General features: G+C 76.0%; 14 protein-coding genes. 11 read left to right on the top strand and 3 right to left on the bottom strand.

Going from position 1 to position 17013, the window contains the following annotated elements:
- Positions 1 to 18 precede the first annotated feature (18 nt).
- From DEI88_RS15715 to DEI88_RS15695, 5 genes are read left to right on the top strand one after another with little or no spacing between them, the layout of a single operon-like run.
- Positions 19 to 1080, top strand: a complete 1062-nt coding sequence (locus tag DEI88_RS15715; protein ID WP_111037409.1) for an LLM class flavin-dependent oxidoreductase — start codon at positions 19 to 21, stop codon at positions 1078 to 1080.
- On the top strand, positions 1080 to 1751 hold the full coding sequence (locus tag DEI88_RS15710; RefSeq protein ID WP_111071928.1) for a cysteine hydrolase family protein: 672 nt from the start codon (positions 1080 to 1082) through the stop codon (positions 1749 to 1751). Before DEI88_RS15715 ends, DEI88_RS15710 begins: the two co-directional genes overlap by 1 nt.
- Positions 1748 to 3082: an NtaA/DmoA family FMN-dependent monooxygenase gene (locus DEI88_RS15705; protein WP_111071927.1), complete on the top strand. Its 1335-nt coding sequence runs from the start codon at positions 1748 to 1750 to the stop codon at positions 3080 to 3082. The genes DEI88_RS15710 and DEI88_RS15705 overlap by 4 nt, the downstream gene beginning before the upstream one ends.
- A gap of 10 nt (positions 3083 to 3092) precedes the next feature.
- Complete coding sequence (locus DEI88_RS15700) at positions 3093 to 5000, top strand: MDR family MFS transporter (RefSeq protein WP_258375021.1); 1908 nt, start codon at positions 3093 to 3095, stop codon at positions 4998 to 5000.
- Complete coding sequence (locus tag DEI88_RS15695; protein WP_111071926.1) at positions 5000 to 5500, top strand: flavin reductase family protein; 501 nt, start codon at positions 5000 to 5002, stop codon at positions 5498 to 5500. Before DEI88_RS15700 ends, DEI88_RS15695 begins: the two co-directional genes overlap by 1 nt.
- 112 nt (positions 5501 to 5612) lie before the next feature.
- On the opposite strand, the gene DEI88_RS15690 is transcribed toward DEI88_RS15695, so the two are convergent.
- The gene (locus DEI88_RS15690) at positions 5613 to 5873 is read right to left on the bottom strand and encodes a zinc-ribbon domain-containing protein (RefSeq protein WP_111011482.1); all 261 of its coding nucleotides are present in this window, start codon (positions 5871 to 5873) and stop codon (positions 5613 to 5615) included.
- Between the two features lie 122 nt (positions 5874 to 5995).
- Here DEI88_RS15690 and DEI88_RS15685 point away from each other — a divergent pair, with 122 nt between their 5' ends.
- The 6 genes from DEI88_RS15685 (at position 5996) to DEI88_RS15660 (ending at position 14922) form a co-directional block, all read left to right on the top strand.
- Positions 5996 to 8740 carry a hypothetical protein gene (locus tag DEI88_RS15685; protein ID WP_111071925.1) on the top strand — a complete coding sequence of 915 codons (2745 nt, stop codon included), beginning with the start codon at positions 5996 to 5998 and terminating at the stop codon, positions 8738 to 8740.
- On the top strand, positions 8737 to 10950 hold the full coding sequence (locus tag DEI88_RS15680) for an FtsX-like permease family protein (RefSeq protein ID WP_111071924.1): 2214 nt from the start codon (positions 8737 to 8739) through the stop codon (positions 10948 to 10950). The genes DEI88_RS15685 and DEI88_RS15680 overlap by 4 nt, the downstream gene beginning before the upstream one ends.
- Positions 10947 to 11831 (top strand): ABC transporter ATP-binding protein, encoded by an 885-nt coding sequence (locus DEI88_RS15675; RefSeq protein WP_111037402.1) that lies wholly within the window; start codon positions 10947 to 10949, stop codon positions 11829 to 11831. Before DEI88_RS15680 ends, DEI88_RS15675 begins: the two co-directional genes overlap by 4 nt.
- Complete coding sequence (locus DEI88_RS15670; RefSeq protein ID WP_111037401.1) at positions 11828 to 12580, top strand: ABC transporter ATP-binding protein; 753 nt, start codon at positions 11828 to 11830, stop codon at positions 12578 to 12580. The genes DEI88_RS15675 and DEI88_RS15670 overlap by 4 nt, the downstream gene beginning before the upstream one ends.
- A 144-nt stretch (positions 12581 to 12724) precedes the next feature.
- On the top strand, positions 12725 to 14197 hold the full coding sequence (locus DEI88_RS15665; protein ID WP_111071923.1) for a CLIPPER-2 domain-containing protein: 1473 nt from the start codon (positions 12725 to 12727) through the stop codon (positions 14195 to 14197).
- On the top strand, positions 14194 to 14922 hold the full coding sequence (locus tag DEI88_RS15660; RefSeq protein ID WP_258375020.1) for a class F sortase: 729 nt from the start codon (positions 14194 to 14196) through the stop codon (positions 14920 to 14922). Before DEI88_RS15665 ends, DEI88_RS15660 begins: the two co-directional genes overlap by 4 nt.
- Before the next feature lie 6 nt (positions 14923 to 14928).
- On the opposite strand, the gene DEI88_RS15655 is transcribed toward DEI88_RS15660, so the two are convergent.
- The gene (locus DEI88_RS15655) at positions 14929 to 15810 is read right to left on the bottom strand and encodes a glycosyltransferase family protein (RefSeq protein ID WP_181435237.1); all 882 of its coding nucleotides are present in this window, start codon (positions 15808 to 15810) and stop codon (positions 14929 to 14931) included.
- Between the two features lie 133 nt (positions 15811 to 15943).
- Positions 15944 to 16960 carry a LacI family DNA-binding transcriptional regulator gene (locus DEI88_RS15650; RefSeq protein WP_258368775.1) on the bottom strand — a complete coding sequence of 339 codons (1017 nt, stop codon included), beginning with the start codon at positions 16958 to 16960 and terminating at the stop codon, positions 15944 to 15946.
- Positions 16961 to 17013 lie beyond the last annotated feature (53 nt).

Here is a 17013-nt window from a genome sequence, read left to right as displayed (position 1 = left end):
CGGAAGGCGGTCGCAGCGATGCCCGCGAAAGAGTACGGGATCTTCCTGCCCATCGGGAACGGCGGCTGGATGCTCTCCACCACCGCTCCCCACCCCGAGGCGACCTACGCGTGGAACAAGCGCGCCGCGGTGCACGCCGAGGACATCGGACTCGACTTCGTCATGTCCATGGCGAAGTGGCGCGGCTTCGGCGGCACCACCGACCACTGGGGTCGCTCGCTCGAGTCCATGACGATGATGGCCGCGATCGCCGAGGCCACGAGCCGCGTCGGGATCTGGGCGACCATGCACGCGAACGTCCACAACCCGGCCGTCGCGGCGAAGATGTACGCGACGCTCCAGGACGTCTCGGGCGGTCGGGTGGGCATGAACATCGTGAACGGCGCCTACGCGGACGAGTTCGTGCAGTTCGGCGAGTGGGACCCGTCGCTGAGCCACGCCGACCGGTACCGGATGACCGAGGCGTGGACCGAGGCCGTCACCCGGCTGTGGTCCGAGGACGCCGTGACGATGCACACGCCGTGGTTCGACCTCGACGACTGCAGCTCGCGTCCGCACCCCGTGACGCGGCCCCGGATCATCAGCGCGGGCCGCTCGGCCGACGCGCGGGCGTTCCAGGCGAAGTACGCCGACGGCGCGTTCCTGTCGGCCGACGACCTCGACGAGATGCGCGACCTGTCGCGGGACGTGCACGATCGCGCCGCCGCCGAGGGCCGGACGTGCCGGACCTACTCGATGCTCACGGTCGTGCAGGACGAGACCGACGCGCTCGCCGAGCAGAAGGTGCGGGCCTGGGGCGCCGGCCTCGACCGCGAGGCACTCGCGCGGATGCAGGCGTCCTGGGGCATCCCCGCCGACCAGGCGCGCGCGTGGGCGGACGGTGCCGTCGGCGAGGCGGCGTTCCAGACGCCGTACGTCGCGGGCTCGGCGGCGACCGTCACGGAGCACATCGAGTACGTCGTCGAGCAGGGCGAACTCGACGGCCTCATGCTGATCTTCCCCGAGTACGACCAGGACATGGTGCTGTTCGGCGAGACGGTCCTCCCGGCACTCCGTGCGCACGACGGGGCCCTCGTCTGATGGCCGCCACCGACGCCCCGGCGCGCTCCGGGCCCCTCGACCGCCTCCGGGCACCGGGGCAGCGACCGGCCCTCGTCGTCGTCGACGTCCAGCGCGACTTCGGCGACCCGGACCGCATCGGCGCGTACGGCTGCACGCCGCAGACCCTCGCCGCGATCGACGCGACGGTCACGCGGATCGGGGCGCTCGTGGACCGGGCCCGCGCCGTCGGCGTGCCCGTCGTCTGGGTCGAGCTCGGCAGCGATCCGGCACGCCCCTGGCGGGCGAGCACCTGGCTCCGCGGCGGCGACTACGACGGCCCGATGGGGCTCGACGAGCCGTGCGTCATCGGGTCCGAGGGGGCCGCCTGGTACCGGATGGGACCCGCGCCCGGCGAGGACCGCGTCGTCAAACGCGGGTACAGCGGGTTCCTCGGCACCGACCTGGAGGCGCGGCTCCGCTCCGCCGGGATCGACTGGCTCACCGTCGTCGGCCTGACGAGCGAGTGCTGCGTCGCCGCGACCGCGCAGGACGCGTTCCAGCTCGACTGGCCCGTGGTCGTGCCCGCGGACGCGACCGCCGCCTACGACGACGCCGTGCACGCGGCCGCGCTGGTGCAACTCGGCCTCAACGTGGCCGTCGTCACCGACGTCGACACCGTGACCGCCGTCTGGGACGAGGCCGTGGCGTGAGCGGCATCCACATCGCCTACGACCTGTCGTTCGCCCACACCGAGGGACGCTGGGCCCGTGCCGGCAGCTGGATCGGGCAGGAGTTCCCCGACGTCCGGATGTACGCCGAACTCGCCCGGACCGCGGAACGCGCCGGTGTGGACATGCTGTTCTTCGGGGACGGCTCGGGCATCCCGAACACCTGGCGGGGCAGCATGGACGCCGCGGTCGAGTGGGGCATCCAGTGGCCGCGGCACGACATGGCGCCGGTCATCGCCGCGATGTCGACCGCGACCGAGCACATCGGCTTCGGGCTGACGTACTCGTCGACGTTCATGCACCCGTTCACCGTCGCGCGCCTGCTCAACTCGCTCGACCACGTCACGAACGGCCGGATCGCGTTCAACGTCGTGGCCTCGACCCGCGGTGCCGACGCCGAGAACTACGGGTCCGCGGAGCTCATGGACCACGACCTCCGGTACGAGCGGATGGAGGAGTTCATCGCGGTGTGTCGTGCGCTCTGGGACTCCGTGTCGCCCGACGCGATCGTGCGCGACCGGACGACGGGACGCTTCGCCGACCCCGCCGGGGTGCACCCGATCGACCACGAAGGCCGGTTCTTCCGGGTCCGCGGGCCGCTCGCGAGCGTGCCCAGCCCGCAGGTCCACCCCGTGGTCGTGCAGGCCGGCAACTCCCCGCGGGGCATCGCGGCGTCGGCCTCGTTCGCGGACCTCGTGTTCGGCTTCGGCGGCGGGGTCGCGGGGCAGCGCCGGCACCGCGCGATGCTCGACGACGCCCTGCGCGCCCAGGGCCGGGACCCCGCCTCGGTCGGGATCCTGTGGGCGACACAGGTGATCGTCGGGCGCACCCGGCGCGAGGCGACCACGCGACGGGACGAGGTCCTGCGCGCTTGGGACCACGAGGCCGTCGGCGCGTTCCTGTCGCACAACGCCGGGTACGACTTCTCGACCCTGCCGACCACGTTCCGGCTGGGGGAACTCCAGGACGCCATCGTCGCGGCGCAGGCCAGTCCCGGCGGACTCGTCGGCACCCTCGTCGCGGAGCACGGGGCGGACCACACGATGTCCCGCGACGAGTTCTTCGACCACGGATGGGCCTCCGCGACCGGACTCGACCACACGCTGCTCGGGGATCCGGCCGAGGTCGCCGACGCCCTCGAGGAGAACCACGCCACGACCGGAGCCCGCGGGGGCTACATGCTCTCGACCCCGCTCGGCATGCCGTCGGGGTTCGCGGAGCTGAGCGAGCTGCTCGTGCCCGAGCTCCGGGCCCGCGGCGCGCTCGCCCCCCGCTATCCCGGTCGCACGCTCCGCGAGAACCTGGCGGTGTGAGGTGACCGCGGTGGCGACGGCGCCGGTCGGGGCGGGCGGGGGTCGGGCCTCCCGTCCGTGGCTCGCGCTCGCCGGCCTGTGCACCGGGTTCTTCGTGCTCATGCTCGACAGCACCGTCACCTCGGTGGCGTTGCCGGCGCTCGTCGACGACCTGCGCGTCGACGCGACGGCCGCGCTCTGGGTGAACAGCGGCTACCTGCTCGCGTTCGCGGTGCCCCTCGTGGTGGCCGGGCGGCTCGGCGACCGGTTCGGCGGCCGCCGGGTGTACCTCGTCGGGCTCGGGGCCTTCGTCGTCGGATCCGTGTTCGCCGCGCTCGCGCCCGCGATCGGCCTGCTCGTCGCCTGGCGGGTGGTGCAGGGCGTCGGGGCAGCGCTCATGACGCCCCAGTGCCTGCCCGCCATCCGCGCGCTGTTCCGGCCACCGCGGCTCGCCGTCGCACTCACCGTCTGGAGCGCCGGCGGCGGCGCGGCCACGGTCGCCGGCCCGCTCGTCGGCGGGTTCCTCGTCGCGGCCTGGGGATGGCCCGCCGTGTTCTGGGTCAACGTGCCGGTCGGGGTCCTGGCGGGTGCCGCCGTGCTCCGGTGGGTCCCGCGGTCGCCGCGGTCGCACGCCCGGGTGCCCGCGTGGGCGATGGGCGGCGTCGCGCTCGGGGTGCTGGCGTTCGTGCTCGGGGTGCAGGGGACGGGGGACGGCACCGGGTCGGTCGCGGGCCTCCCGCGGTGGGCGCTCGTCGTCGCCGGAGTCGTGCTCGTCGGGGTCGTCCTGGGGCTCCAGCGTCACGACCAGGCGGCCGCGCTGCTGCCCGGGGCGCTGTTCCGTTCGCACTCGTTCCGCGCCGGGGCCTCGGGCGCCGCCGCCGCGTCGTGGTGCGTGGGGTCGGCGCCGATCCCGCTCATGCTCCACCTGCAGGACGATCGCGGGCTCGACGTCGTGTCCGCGGCCCTGACCCTCGTGCCGATGGGCGTCGCCGCGCTCGCCGCCGCACCCGTGGCCGCCAGGGTCACCAACCGGGCGGGAGCACGGACCGGGGCGGTCGTGGGCGCGGCCTGCCTGGTCGTCGCCCTCACCGCGACGGCCGTGCTCGTGGAGGTCGACGCCGGACCCGTGGCGCTCGCCGCGGCGTTCGCGTTGTTCGGCGTCGCGAACGCGTTCGTCTGGGCACCGTTCTCGCTCGCCGCCGTCACGGGCGTGGCACCGGGATCGCTCGGTGCGGCCTCCGGTGCGTTCAACGGCGTCAAGCAGCTCGGTGCGGTGCTCGGGAGCGCGGTGACCGCCGTCGTGCTCGCCGGTGCCGGTGGTGCCGCTGCGGCGCTCGGGGTGCTCGCCGTCGTGGCGGTGGGCGCGGTGGTCGCGGCGTCGCGGCTGCCGGTGGCCCCCGCCGAGGAGGGACGGGGGCCCGAGGACGCCGCCGGGGCCGCGCGGGTGCCGGACGCCGCCGGAACCGCGCGGGTGCCGGACGCCGCCGGGGGCCAGTGGGTGCCGGACGCCGCCGGGGCCCCGCCGCCGCTGACGGGCGTCGTCGTGCACGGTGTGGCGACCGGCCGCGTGCTCGGCTACCCGACGGCGAACCTCGCGCTCGACGACCCCGACGCCCTGCCACCCGACGGCGTGTACCTCGGCCGGTTCCGTGCCGCGTCGTGGGCGACCCCGCGACCAGCGCTCGTGTCCGTGGGCGGCAACGAGACGTTCCAAGGCCGCGACCACACGGTCGAGGCGCACGTGCTGGACTTCGACGGCGACCTGTACGGCGAGCGGGTCGACCTCGTCGTCGAGCAGCTGCTCCGCCAGCAGCGCGCCTTCCCCGACGTCGACGCACTGGTCGCGGCGATGCGGGACGACGAACGGGAGGCCCGGCACCGGTCCGGCACGCCGGCCTCCGACCGGACCGTCCTGCCCGGGACGGAGGTCACCCGGTGATGCGCCCGGTCGTCGGTCCGGGGGTCAGCCCCGAGGCCGTCCGCGACGCGTTCGCGGAACACCCGAGCGGGGTCGCGGCGATCGGCGCCGTCGCGGGCGAGCTCCCCGTCGTGATGGTCGTGTCGTCGTTCAGCGTCGGGGTGTCGTACGAGCCGCCGATGGTGTCGTTCGCGGTCCAGCACACCTCGACGACGTGGCCCGACCTGCTCGACGCGCCTGTGCTGGGGATCTCGGTGCTCGGGACGGGGCACGTGGAGCGGACGCGGCAACTGGCGTCCCGTGACCGCTCGAGCCGGTTACGGGACCTGCCGTTCACGATCACCACGACCGGAGCACTCCTGCTCGACGGCGCGCCCGTGTGGCTCGAGTGCGTCGTCGCCGACGTGCTGCGGACGGGTGACCACGACCTGGTGGTGCTCCGCGTGCTCGCCGTGGCCGCGGACGACGAGGCCGAGCCGCTCGTGTGGCACCGGCGGACGGCGCGCGTGCTGGCGGATTGAGGGCGGCGTGCGGGAGTGCGCGCGTGGACGACGAAGTGCGCGCGTCAACGACCGCGCAGTTGTCGTTGGCGCGCGCCGCCTCTCGCGCCTCCGGGCCGCGGCCGCGGCCCGGTCAGCGGACGCTGCGCGCCTGCTCCGCGCTCCACGTGAGGGAGTGCCGCGCCTGGGCCGCCGTGATCCGCGTCACGGCACCGCAGTTCGTGCACTCGTTGACGTACGAGGTCGAGATCGGGAACAGCGGCACGAAGAACAGCGTCAGCTTCGTCGAGCGCTTGACCACTCGCTGCTGGGCGTGGACGCCGCAGTACCCGCACACGAACGCCACGAGGTTGAGGACGGCCTGGGTGGTGCGGGAGCCGAGGAGGAGGAACACCCCACGCAGCGTACGCCGTGGTCAGTGATCCCACGTATGACTGGACAACGAGGTGGTCGTGCGTCCGTCGGTGCCGCTAGGTTGACCGGAACGCCGGGAGACACCGGCACGAGGGGAGACCGGTGGGGGAACCGAGCGCGCTCCGGCCCTGGTGGCGCCGAGCCGTCCGCCGTCGTTCCGTGCTCGGGGTCACCGCGCTGACCGTCGCCGTCCTCGCACTCCTCGCCACGCTCGCGGTCGGGCTCGCGGTACGCGCCCCCACCACCGTCGCGCGGGAGGCCCTGCGCGCGACCCCGGACCGGCTCGCGTCCGTGACCATCGCGGTCGACGGCGACCCGGTCCGCCAGGACGCCGCGTTCCGGGCGCTCGTGCACCGGACCTTCGGCGCCGCACCGGTCGAGGTCGAGCACCACGCCTCCGGCCGACACTCGTCTTGGATCGTCCGGCCGCGCGTCGACGCCGTCCGCGCCGGCGACCTCCGGGCCCTCGCCGAGGGGTTCGCCACCCTGCCCGACGCCGCGGCGCGCCGGTTCGCCGCCGCGGGCGGGACCACGACGCACGGCAGCGCCGCCCGGACCACGACGACGACCGCCGACGCCGTGGTCGCCCTGCACGAGGCCGTGCCCGTGCCGGTCACCGTGCTCGCCGTGGCCGGCGGTGTCGCCCTCACGATGCTCGCGCGGCTCCTCGTCGCGGCCCGCGTCGACGAGGACCGGCTCGTCCGTGCCCGCGGCGGCACCCCCGGCCTGCTCGTCCGGCTCGCGGCACTCGAGGCGCTCGCCGTCGCCGTGCCCGCCGCCCTCGTCGGCGCCGCCGCGGGCCAGGTGCTCCTCGCCGCCCGGTACGGGCCGCCGGCCGCCGTCGCCGAGGTCCTCGTCCCGGTGCTCGGCGTGGTCGCGCTCGCCGTCGGTGCGGCGACGCCGAGTGCGCTGGTGGGCACGGCCTCCCGGCCGATCGTGCGGACGCCGCTCGTCGTCGCGGTCCCGGCGCTCGTGCTCCTCGTCGCGGTGGCCGCGGTCGCCGTCTGGCGGTTCCGGACCGTCGCCAGCCGCCCGGACGGCGTCGACCCGATCGCGGTGGTCGCTCCCGCGGCCGCGGTCACGGCACTCGCCGCCGTCGCCGCGCTCGCGCTCGGGGGGCTCCTCACGCTCGCCGCGCACCTGGCCGCACGTCGGCGCGGCCTCGGCGTGGTGCTCGCCGGGCGACTCGCCGCGCGGGACCTCCGGGTGCACACGCCGGCGGCGACGCTCCTCGTGCTCGCCGTCGCGACCGGGGTGCTCGCGGCGGGCGTCGGAGGCACGTCGGCGGCGTTCCTGACGGCCTCGACCCGCATCGCGCAGGGCGGCGCGCTCCGGGCCACCGTCGGCGGCGGTGTCGCCCTCGACGACCCCGGCGATCTCGTGCCGGCACCGCTGCGCACCACGGCGGCGCTCCGACGCGGGACCGTCCCGGTGCTGCGGTTCACGGGCGGCACCCCGACCGGATCCGCGGCCGTGATCGGCGTGGCGGCCCCGGCGTTGCCCCGGCTCCTCCCGGTCGCGCGCACGGCCTTCGACGCCCCGGGCGCAGCGACGGCGCTCCGGAGCACCCCGGCCGGCGTCGCGCTCGGGCGGGGACGGGTCACCCTCCGGCTGGTGTCGACGTCGGCGGCGCTCGGGCCCCTCGCGACGACCACGGGCGAGTTCGGCGTCCCCGTGAGCACGCCCGTCACAGCGGCCGACCGCGCCGTCCCGATCGCCGTCACCGCCTGGGTCGCGGACGCCCAGGGCGACCTCGCCCCGGTGTCCCTGCACGGCGGGGTCCTGCGGGTCGGCACGACGTCGACCTCGACCGCGGCGGGGTCCCTGCCGACGGGCGGCCCGTGGCACCTCGTCGCGGTCGACCTCGTCGCCCGCCCGACCGCCGACGTGCAGGACGTCCGGATCGCGATCGGGACGCTGCGGGTCGGACCACGGGTCGTGCCGTTGCCCGCGCGGTCGTGGACCACGGCCCCGGCGGCGTTCGGCCAGGGCGTCCTCGCGCGCACGACCGACCCCGGCCGGATCGCCGTCACGGCCCGCGACCTGTCGAGCAGCGTCGCCGGCGGTGACGGCATCCGCCTCATGCCGTCGGCCGGACGACGGGTGCCCGTCGTCGTCAGCGCGCGGCTCGCCCGCGCGGTCGGGCTCCACGTCGGCAGCGCGATGCAGATCACGGGGCCCTGGGCCGGGCTCGACGCCCGCGTCGTCGGCACGGTCCCCGTCGTGCCCGGCACCGACGGCGGTCCGGCCGTGCTCGCCGACCTCGACGCGCTCGACCAGGGCATGCTCGCCCAGGCCCGGCAACCGCAGCGCGTCCAGGAGGTCTGGGCCGCCGACGCCGGACAGCGCGACACCCTCCGCCGCGCGTTCGACGGCCACGTCACGCTCACCACCCCCGCGAGCGACGTGCAGCGCCGGTTCCTCGCGCTCGACACCGACGTGCTCCTGCTCGGGGCGGCCGGAGGGCTCGCGTTCGCGCTCCTCACCCTGGTCGCGGCCGTCGCCGTGTCCGCCCGGGACCGCGTCGGCGAGACGATCGCCCTCCGTGCCGTCGGCGTCCGAGCCGGGACGCAGGGGGCCGTGCGCGCGGCGGCGCCCGCCGTGGTCGTCGTGCACGGACTCGTCGCGGGCGTGCTCGCGGGCGCGCTGACCGCCGCGCTCGTGGTGGCCGGGAGTGCCCGCACGAGCGTGCCGGGTGCGCCGCCCGCGCTGCCGGTCGCGGTCGCGGTCGCGCCGGGACCGATCGCGCTGACGGTCGGCGTCGTGCTCGTCGTCGGGGCCCTCGTCGTGCTCGGGCACGGCGTCGCCGTCACCCGCGGTGCCCGTCGGTCGGGAGGCCGGGGATGAGCGGCCCTCGCGCGATCGGTCGTCCGCACGGGCAGCTGGCACAGCCGTCGCGGCGGCACCTGGTGCTCCGGGGCCTGATCGGTCAGTGGGCCGCACTCGTCGCGGTCGCGGTGCTCGTGGCGGTCGTCACCGCCGCCGGGGCCGCCGCGCCGCGCCTGACGACCGCCCTGCTCGACGCGGACCTCGTGCACACGGTCGACAGCGCGAGTCCGGCCTACCGCGACCTCTCCGGCGCCGTGCAGCCCGACCCCCTGTCGGCGCTCGCACAGCTCGACGCCCAGACGGCGTCCTTCGCGCAGACGTGGACCAGCGTGCCGAGCCTGCTGCAGCGCGTGCGCACGGACGCCCCGCGCGCCGTGCGACGGGTGCTCGACCGGGGGCACGTCGCGGCCTCGGCGGCCGGCGTCGCGCCACCCGGGCGACCGACCCCGAACGGCTTCGCCGCGACCGGCCCCCGCGGCGGCGTGCACGAGCAGACGGCGTACCGGATCCAGACGTCCCCGGAGTTGCGGGCCGCCGGGCGCCTCGTCGCCGGCCACTGGCCACACGTGCAGACGGGCATCGGCGACGGGACCGTCCTGCAGGTCGTCGCGTCCCGCGCCACCGTCCGGGCCATGCACTGGCGCGTCGGCCGGCGCCAGGACCTCGTCGACGTCGGCGGCGACCGGTACCCCGTCCGGCTCGTCGGCGTGTTCGTGCCCCGGCACCCCGGCAGCGGCCTGTGGTCCCAGGACCCGAACCGCCGCACCCCGTCGACCATGTTCCTGCCGGACGGCACCCCGGTCCTCCACGGGTCGGTGTTCGTCGACGCGGCGACCTGGCCGGCGATCGCGCCGGCGATCGGCGGCACGACCGTCCAGGTGTGGTTCGGGTTGCACGTCGACCGCCTCGACGAGGCCTCGGTGCCGGCCGTGCGCCAGGCGCTGACCCGCATGCTCGCCGACCCCACGCCCGTCGACGCGACGAGCGGCGACCAACGCACACTCCTCCTCGGCACGTTCCTGCCGCAGCTCCTCGCCCTGCACGAGGAGCGGGCCGCCGCCTCGGCCGCGGTGCTCGCCCTGAGCGCGACCGGACCGCTCGGCGTCGCCGGGGTCACCCTGCTCCTCGCCGTCACCGGACTGCTGGCGCGACGGCGGGCGGTGCGGGCACTCCTCCGCGACCGCGGGGCGGGTGCCGGCGCCCTGGCCGGCGGTGTGGCCCGGGACCTCGCGGTCGCGAGCGTCCCCGGTGCGGCGCTCGGCGCGCTCGCCGCGGTCCTCGCGATCCCCGTCGGCGGGTGGGACTGGACGCCCGCCGCGCTCGCCGCTGCGGCCGCCCCGCCGGCGCTCGCCGCGGTCGTGGCGCTCGCCGAGGTCCTCGGGCAGCGTCGGCGTCGACCGCTCCTGCCCCGGTTCCGGTGGGTCGCCGAGGCGCTCGTGGTCGCCATGGCCGTCGGGGCGACCGCGGTCGTCGCACAGCGCGCGGCGGCACCGACGGGAGGCGCGCGGCCGGTGGACGCGTTCGTCACGGTCACGCCCCTGCTGCTGGCGGCCGCGCTCGTCGTGCTGCTGCTCCGCGTCCGCCCGCGGTTGGCACGACTGGTGGTCGGGTTGGTCCGACGACGCGGTGCCGCCGCCTTCGTCGGAACGGCCGAGGACGTCCGGAGCGGCCCGACCGCCGGCTGGGTCCTCGCGACGATCGTCGGGGCGACGAGCATCGCGGTGACCGCCGGGGTGGTCGTGACGAGTGCGGCCGCGGTGGACCTCCCGGTCGACGGCCGCACGCGCGGCGTCGACACGCATCCGCTCGTCGGTGGACTCGTGGTGGTCGTGGTCGCCGGCCTCGTGCTGTCCGCGGCGATGACGGCGGCCGCGATCGCCCTGACGGTCGTGAGCGCGGCCCCCGTGCGGCAGCGCCGCGGGGCCATGCTCCGCACGCTCGGGCTCACCGGACGCCAGCGCACGGCCGTGACGCTCTGGGAGCTCGGCCCCCGGGTGTTGCTCGGGCTCGTCGCCGGGGTCGTCCTCGGGCTCGCCGCCGTGGTGGCCGTGGTGCCCGCGATCGTGCCGCGGACTGCCGACCACGCCGTGGCGGTCCTCACGGTGGACCCGCTCGCCACCACCGCGACGGTCGGGCTGCTCGCACTCGCGGCGGTCCTCGCCACGCTCGCCGCGGTCGTCGTCGACCGACGGCGGTCCGGGGTCACCGACGGAAGGGACGACACATGACGATTCGATGCCGCGACCTGGTCCGCGTGTACACGACCGAGGGCGTGGAGGTGCAGGCGCTGCAGGGCCTCGACCTCGACGTCGCGAGCGGGGAGCTCGTCGCACTCGTCGGTGCCTCGGGGTCGGGCAAGTCGACCCTGCTCGGGATCCTGTCCGGGCACGACCGACCGACCGCCGGCAGCGTCACGGTCGCCGGCACGGACCTCACGACGATGCGCGCCCGGGACCACCTGCACTACCGGCGTCGTGTCGTCGGGTTCGTGTGGCAGCAGACCGAGCGGAACCTCGTGCCGTACCTCACGGTCCGCGAGAACGTGTTCCTCGCGATGCAGCTCGGTGGGTCCCGGCAGCGCGAGCGCCGCGCGGCCGAGCTGCTCGAGCTGCTCGGCATCGGTGACCTGACGGAGCGGCTGCCGGCCGAGGTCTCGGGCGGACAGCGGCAGCGCGCGGCGATCGCGGTCGGACTGGCGAACGCACCCGCCGTGCTGCTCGCCGACGAGCCGACGGGCGAGCTCGACGAGGCCACGAGCGCCGACGTGCTCGAGACGATCCGCACGGTGAACCGGGAGCTCGGCACGACGACGCTCATCGTGACGCACGACCCGGCGGTGGCGGACCACGTCGAGCGCACCGTGCGCATCCGCGACGGGAGGACCGCGACCGAGGTCCTGCGCGGCGACCGGCTCATCGGGGCGGCGGGCGCGTCCGGTGCGCAGGAGTACACGGTGGTCGACGCGGTGGGGCGCCTGCAGCTGCCGCAGGAGTACGTCGAGACGCTGGGCCTCCGCGACCGCGTCCGGGTGCTCCTGCGCCCCGACCACGTGGGCGTCTACCGCGCCGAGGGCCCCGACGACATGACGGACGAGGGGACCCGCGCATGACGGACACGACGAGCGGGCGCCGCGCGGCGGCGACGCGGACCGAGACCCCGGTCGTCCGCGCTCGGGGTCTCACCCGCCTGTACCGCGACGGCCGGCAGCGCGTGCGGGGCTGCGAGGACGTCTCGCTCGACGTGGCGCCCGGCGAACTCGTCGTCCTGCGCGGGCGGTCGGGGGCGGGCAAGTCGACGCTCCTCCGGCTCCTCGGCGGTCTCGACCGCCCGACGTCGGGGACCGTCACGGTCGCCGGGCGCGAGCTCACCACGGCGACCGAGGACGAGCTCGTCGAGGTGCGGCGACGGGACGTCGCGTTCGTGTTCCAGGACTTCGGGCTGCTGCCGACGCTCTCGGCCGCCGAGAACGTCGAGATCCCGCTCCGGATCGACCGCACGCCCGTCGCGGAGCGCACCGCACGGGTCGCCGCGACCCTCGAGGCCGTCGGTCTCAGCCGTCACGGGCACCAGCGCCCGACGGAGCTGTCCGGTGGACAGCAGCAGCGCGTCGCGATCGCCCGCGCGATCGTGACGCCGCACCGGGTCCTGTTCGCGGACGAGCCGACCGGTCAGCTCGACAGCGTCACGGCCGACCAGGTGATGCGGCTGCTCGTGACGCTCGCCCACGAGCGCGACGTCGCGGTCGTCGTGTCGACGCACGACCCGCTCATCATGGCCCAGGCGGACCGGGTCGTGGAACTCCGGGACGGCCGGGTGGTGGGCGAGCACGCGGGCGGCGCCACCGGTGTGGAGGCCTGATTCCGGATCCCGCGTCGGCGGCGGAGTACGACATCCCGGGAATGCGACCGCCCGCGCTGCCCCGCGGTACCGTTCCGGCGCTCGGGGCGGTGAGCCCCCGGTCCGGGAGCGCACGTGGTCCCGGCACCACGACGTGGAGGGCAGATGGGGCGCCAGGCACAGCGACGACACCGGACGGTACGACGACGGACCCGGGGACGCCGACGCAGCGCGGTCGGCGCCGCGCTGCTCGTGGGCGCGATGGCCGCGATCGCGGTGCCGGACGTCGCCGCCGCAGCACCCGTGCCGCTGACACCCGCGGTCGGGATCGACGACCCGCCGCCCGTGCTGACCGCCGACGGCGTGGTCGGCGCTCGGCTGCTCACGCAGGACGGCGCCGCGGTCCCCGACCGACCGACCAGTGCGATGCCGTCGGGCCACTCCGTGTCCGAGTTCGCGTTCCGGGAGCCCGCCGCGGACCGTCGTGCGGTGCTGCCGAGCGCGGCGACCGGACGGTTCACGATGACGACCGACGGCGCTCCCGACGGGTGGAGCGCGGTCCACACCCCGGCGTCCGGCGGCGTGTTCGACGGCGGCGAGGAACAGCCGCCGACCGGGAGGGTCCACTCGGACCTCTGGGTCAGCGCCGCGAACCCGGGCACCTGGACCTGGACGCTCGACTTCTCGTCGCTGCGCGGCGGTGCCCTGCCGACCGGCACGGTGCTGTTCGTCCACGACGTCGACATCTGCGGGAGCGCTGACCGCGAGTCCGTGCGGTTCGCCGGGCCGACGGGGCGGTGGCTCCGCTACGAGGCCGACACCGGTGCGGGCGGTCCGGCGGCGGTCACCGAGGACACCGCGGCCGGCCGGTACGACGTCACGGCGACCTGCCCGACATGGCACACCGGCGTGACGCAGACGTTCCGCACGACGACCCCGGTGGACCACCTGACGGTCACGGCGACGGGTGCGGAGCCCGGCACGACCCCGAACTCGGGGCTGTTCTGGGGCATGCAGCTCCCGGTGGACGGGGCTCGGCCGGCGCTCGACGTCACGACACGCACCGAGGGGCGGGACGTCGACGCGGCGCCGGGCCCGCGGGTGCCCGAAGGGCAGCGACTCCGGCGCGAGACCGTCGTGCGGAACACCGGGAACACGGTGCTGACGGACGTCCGGGTCACGGACGAACACGTCGACCGGCAGGGGCTGGCATGCGCGGGTGGGGCGGCCACCGTCCCCGTGCTCGAACCCGGGGCGTCGGTGGCCTGCACCGGCACCGTCCGGGCCGCCGCGGGGACGACGGCGAGCGGGGTGTCGGCCACGGGGACGCCCGCCCGGACCGACCGGACGCCACTCGTCGGGGTGCTCGCGCCGACCGCCTCCGACCGGACGTGGTGGACCGGGACGACCACGGGCTCCGGCGGTGGTGACGGCGACGGCGGGTCGGGTGCCAGCACCGGCCAGGGCACGGACCCCCGGCCTCTGCCGGCCACGCGCATCGAGACGGGCGGCGCGGTCGCGGGTCAGCCCGGACGGGACCGGGTGAGCACGGCTGGCACGGCGGCGGGTGCCATGGGTCTCGCTGCCGTCCTCGTCGCGGTGACCATCGCCACCTCGGCCGTTCGACGCCGCGGATGACCGCCGGCACGGACGGGCCGCCGCCACCGCCGGTCCCGCCTCGACCGCGGACGATCCTGCCCCTCCGCGTCGTCCTGCCGACGGCATCCGTCATCGTGGCCGGTGGGTGCCTCGCGGCCCTCTTCGGGTCACCCGGCGCGGGTGCCGCAGGTCCGTCCGCATCGAGCTCGGCCTCGGATCCGGCCTCGACCGGGTCGGTCAGCGGGCGGGACCTCGACGGACGGCCGGTCCGCGTGGACCCCGGGGCCTCGCCGCTCCCGGCCGCGTCGGCCGAGGCCTCGATCGGCGTGCGGCTCCGGGTCCCCTCGGTCGGCCTCGACGTGCCCGTCGGCGCCGTGAGCGCGGTGGACGGCGTGGTCGTGCCTCCCGGCTTCCGGTCCGCCTACTGGGTGCGGGACCGGGGGAGGCCCGTCGAGGACGCCGAACGAGGGACGGTCGTGCTCGTCATGCACGCGCTCGGCGGCGGGGGTCGCGCGCCGGGCAACGCGATCGTCCGCGAGGACGGCACCGTGCGCGTGCGCGCCGGTGACGAGGTCCGTGTGGGCGACCACCGGTACCGGGTGGAGGCCTCGCGCACGGTGCGGAAGTCGGGACTCGCCGCCGATGCACTGTGGAGCGACGAGCCCGGGCGGTTGCTCGTCGTCACATGCCTGCCGAGCCCGGACGGGAGCGCCGCGACCCGCAACGTCGTCGTGGCGGCGCGGCTCGTGCCGGACGGCTCCTGACGACGCTCACACGGCGGCGATCCGTCGGAGGACCGGTCGAGACGCCCACAGCCAGCCGCGGAGCAGCAGGCGGAGGGTCCGGCGTCGGAGCCCACCGCGCACGCGAGGCGCCCGGCGGGCGTGCGGGGGCAACGCCTCCGACAGCGTCAGCTGCGCGACGGGGACCACGTGGGCGGCGCGCAGATCGGTCCGCGCCGGCGGCGTCAGGCCCCGGGTCCGGTACCAGGCGTCGTCGTCCTCTCCTTCGTGCCCGAAGACCGCCGGGTCCACGCCCGTCGAGCGGACCATCGCCCGGTGCCCGGCCTGGTGCAGCGACCGGTACTGGTAGTGGTGCAGGCGGATCCGCGCGCGTGCCGGTCGTCGGAGGTCGAGCGGCCACTCCGACCCGGCGGGCCAGGTCGTGATGGGGGTGTGCCGGACGAACCGCACCTCGGAGTGGTTGCACGTGAACCACCGGACGTCCCGCCAGGACGCCCGGGCATCGCCGTCGCGGAGGAGCCGCGCGTGGTCGTCCTCGGTCAGGTAGTGCTGGAACGACGCGCTCATCACGTGGTCGGCGGTGGGCTCGACGGCACGGAGGAACGTCCGCGGGTCGTCGACGTAGAACTCGTCGGCGTCGAGCCGGCACCACCAGTCGCCCGGCTCGGCGCGCGCCACGGCCTCGGTGTAGAGCCACTGCCGGAGCCAGTCACGGTAGGTGCCGAGGAACCGCCCCCACACGACGACGGGCTCGAGCTCGTCCGCCAGGGCGAGCACGGCCTCCCAGGTGCCGTCCGTGCTGCCGTTGTCCATGACGTGGATCGCGTCGGCCCACGTGGCTGCGGCGCGGAGGACGTCGCCGACGATGTCGACCTCGTCCTTGACGGTCATGAGGGCGATGATCTGCATGGTTCCTCCGGTGGCGCCGGGCGTCGGCCCGGTCATCCCACCGGCACCGCGGCCCGCCCGGGTCCACGCGACCACGGGCGGTGCGCCTCCTGCCGCCTCCGGTTCACCTCCGTCATCGCCCGCAGCGACGGGGTCAGCCGCCGACGGTCGACTCGCGGATCACCAGGGTCGGCTGCACGGCGAGCCGCCGTTCCGGTGTGTCACCGTCGATGAGCGCGAGGAGCGCGCGGCCGGCCTGCCGACCGAGCTCCTCGAGCCGCAGGTTGACGGTGGTCAGGGGCGGGCGGCTCGCGAGGGCCATGACGTCCCAGTCGTCGAAGCCGGTCACCGCGACATCGTGCGGCACCGAGCGTCCGAGTTCCCGGAGGCGGTCGCACACGCCGCGGGCGATCTGGTCGCTCCCGCAGGCGATCGCGTCGAGGTCGGCGCCACCGTGCACGAGCAGGTCGACGGCCTGACGGCCCCAGCGCTCGGACCACTCGCCGTAGAGCGGTTGCCCGACGAGGCGGTCCCCGAGCCGGGCCTGCGCGGACTCCGCGCGTCGGTGGGCCGCCGAGTGGTGCTGCGGGCCGGTGACGTACGCGACGCGACGGCGGCCGATCGCGACGAGGTGGTCCGCGAGCAGTGCCGCACCCGCGGCGTCGTCGAGGGTGATCGAGACGTCGTCCGGACTGGTCGAGGGCGTGAACGCGTAGACGACGGGCATGTCGACGCGGATCGGGGGTCTGGCCTCGGCGCTCCGTCCGGTGACGATGACACCGTCGACGCGGCGGGACGACAGGGACCGCACGTAGTGGTTCTCGCGGACGATGTCGTCCCGGGTGTCGCACATGAGCACGGCCATCTGCCCGGCGCTCAGGACGTCCTCGGCGCCGAGCATCACCGGGATGCTGAAGCGGCCGAACGAGTCCGTCGTGATCATGCCGACCGTGTAACTCCGGCCCGACGACAGGGCACGGCCGCGGGCGTCGACGACGAACCCGAGTTTCGCGGCGGCGGCTCGCACGCGCTCGCGGGTCTCCTGTCGGAGCTGACCGGTGTCGTTGAGCGCCTTCGAGGCCGTCCCGATCGACACCCCGGCCAGCGCGGCCACGTCGGTGATGCGCACGGTGCCGGCTCCGCTCGCGCGGCTGGTCGTCTCGCTCGTCACGGCGTCGTCCTCTCCGTCCGCACGCCGGGGTCGTCCGGTCCCCGGTCGGTCGG

Origin of the sequence: Curtobacterium sp. MCBD17_003, assembly GCF_003234885.2 — a bacterium.
Lineage (GTDB): Bacteria > Actinomycetota > Actinomycetes > Actinomycetales > Microbacteriaceae > Curtobacterium.
The sequence above is the reverse complement of the archived record's forward strand: the minus strand, read 5'-3'. Positions and strand labels throughout refer to the sequence as shown.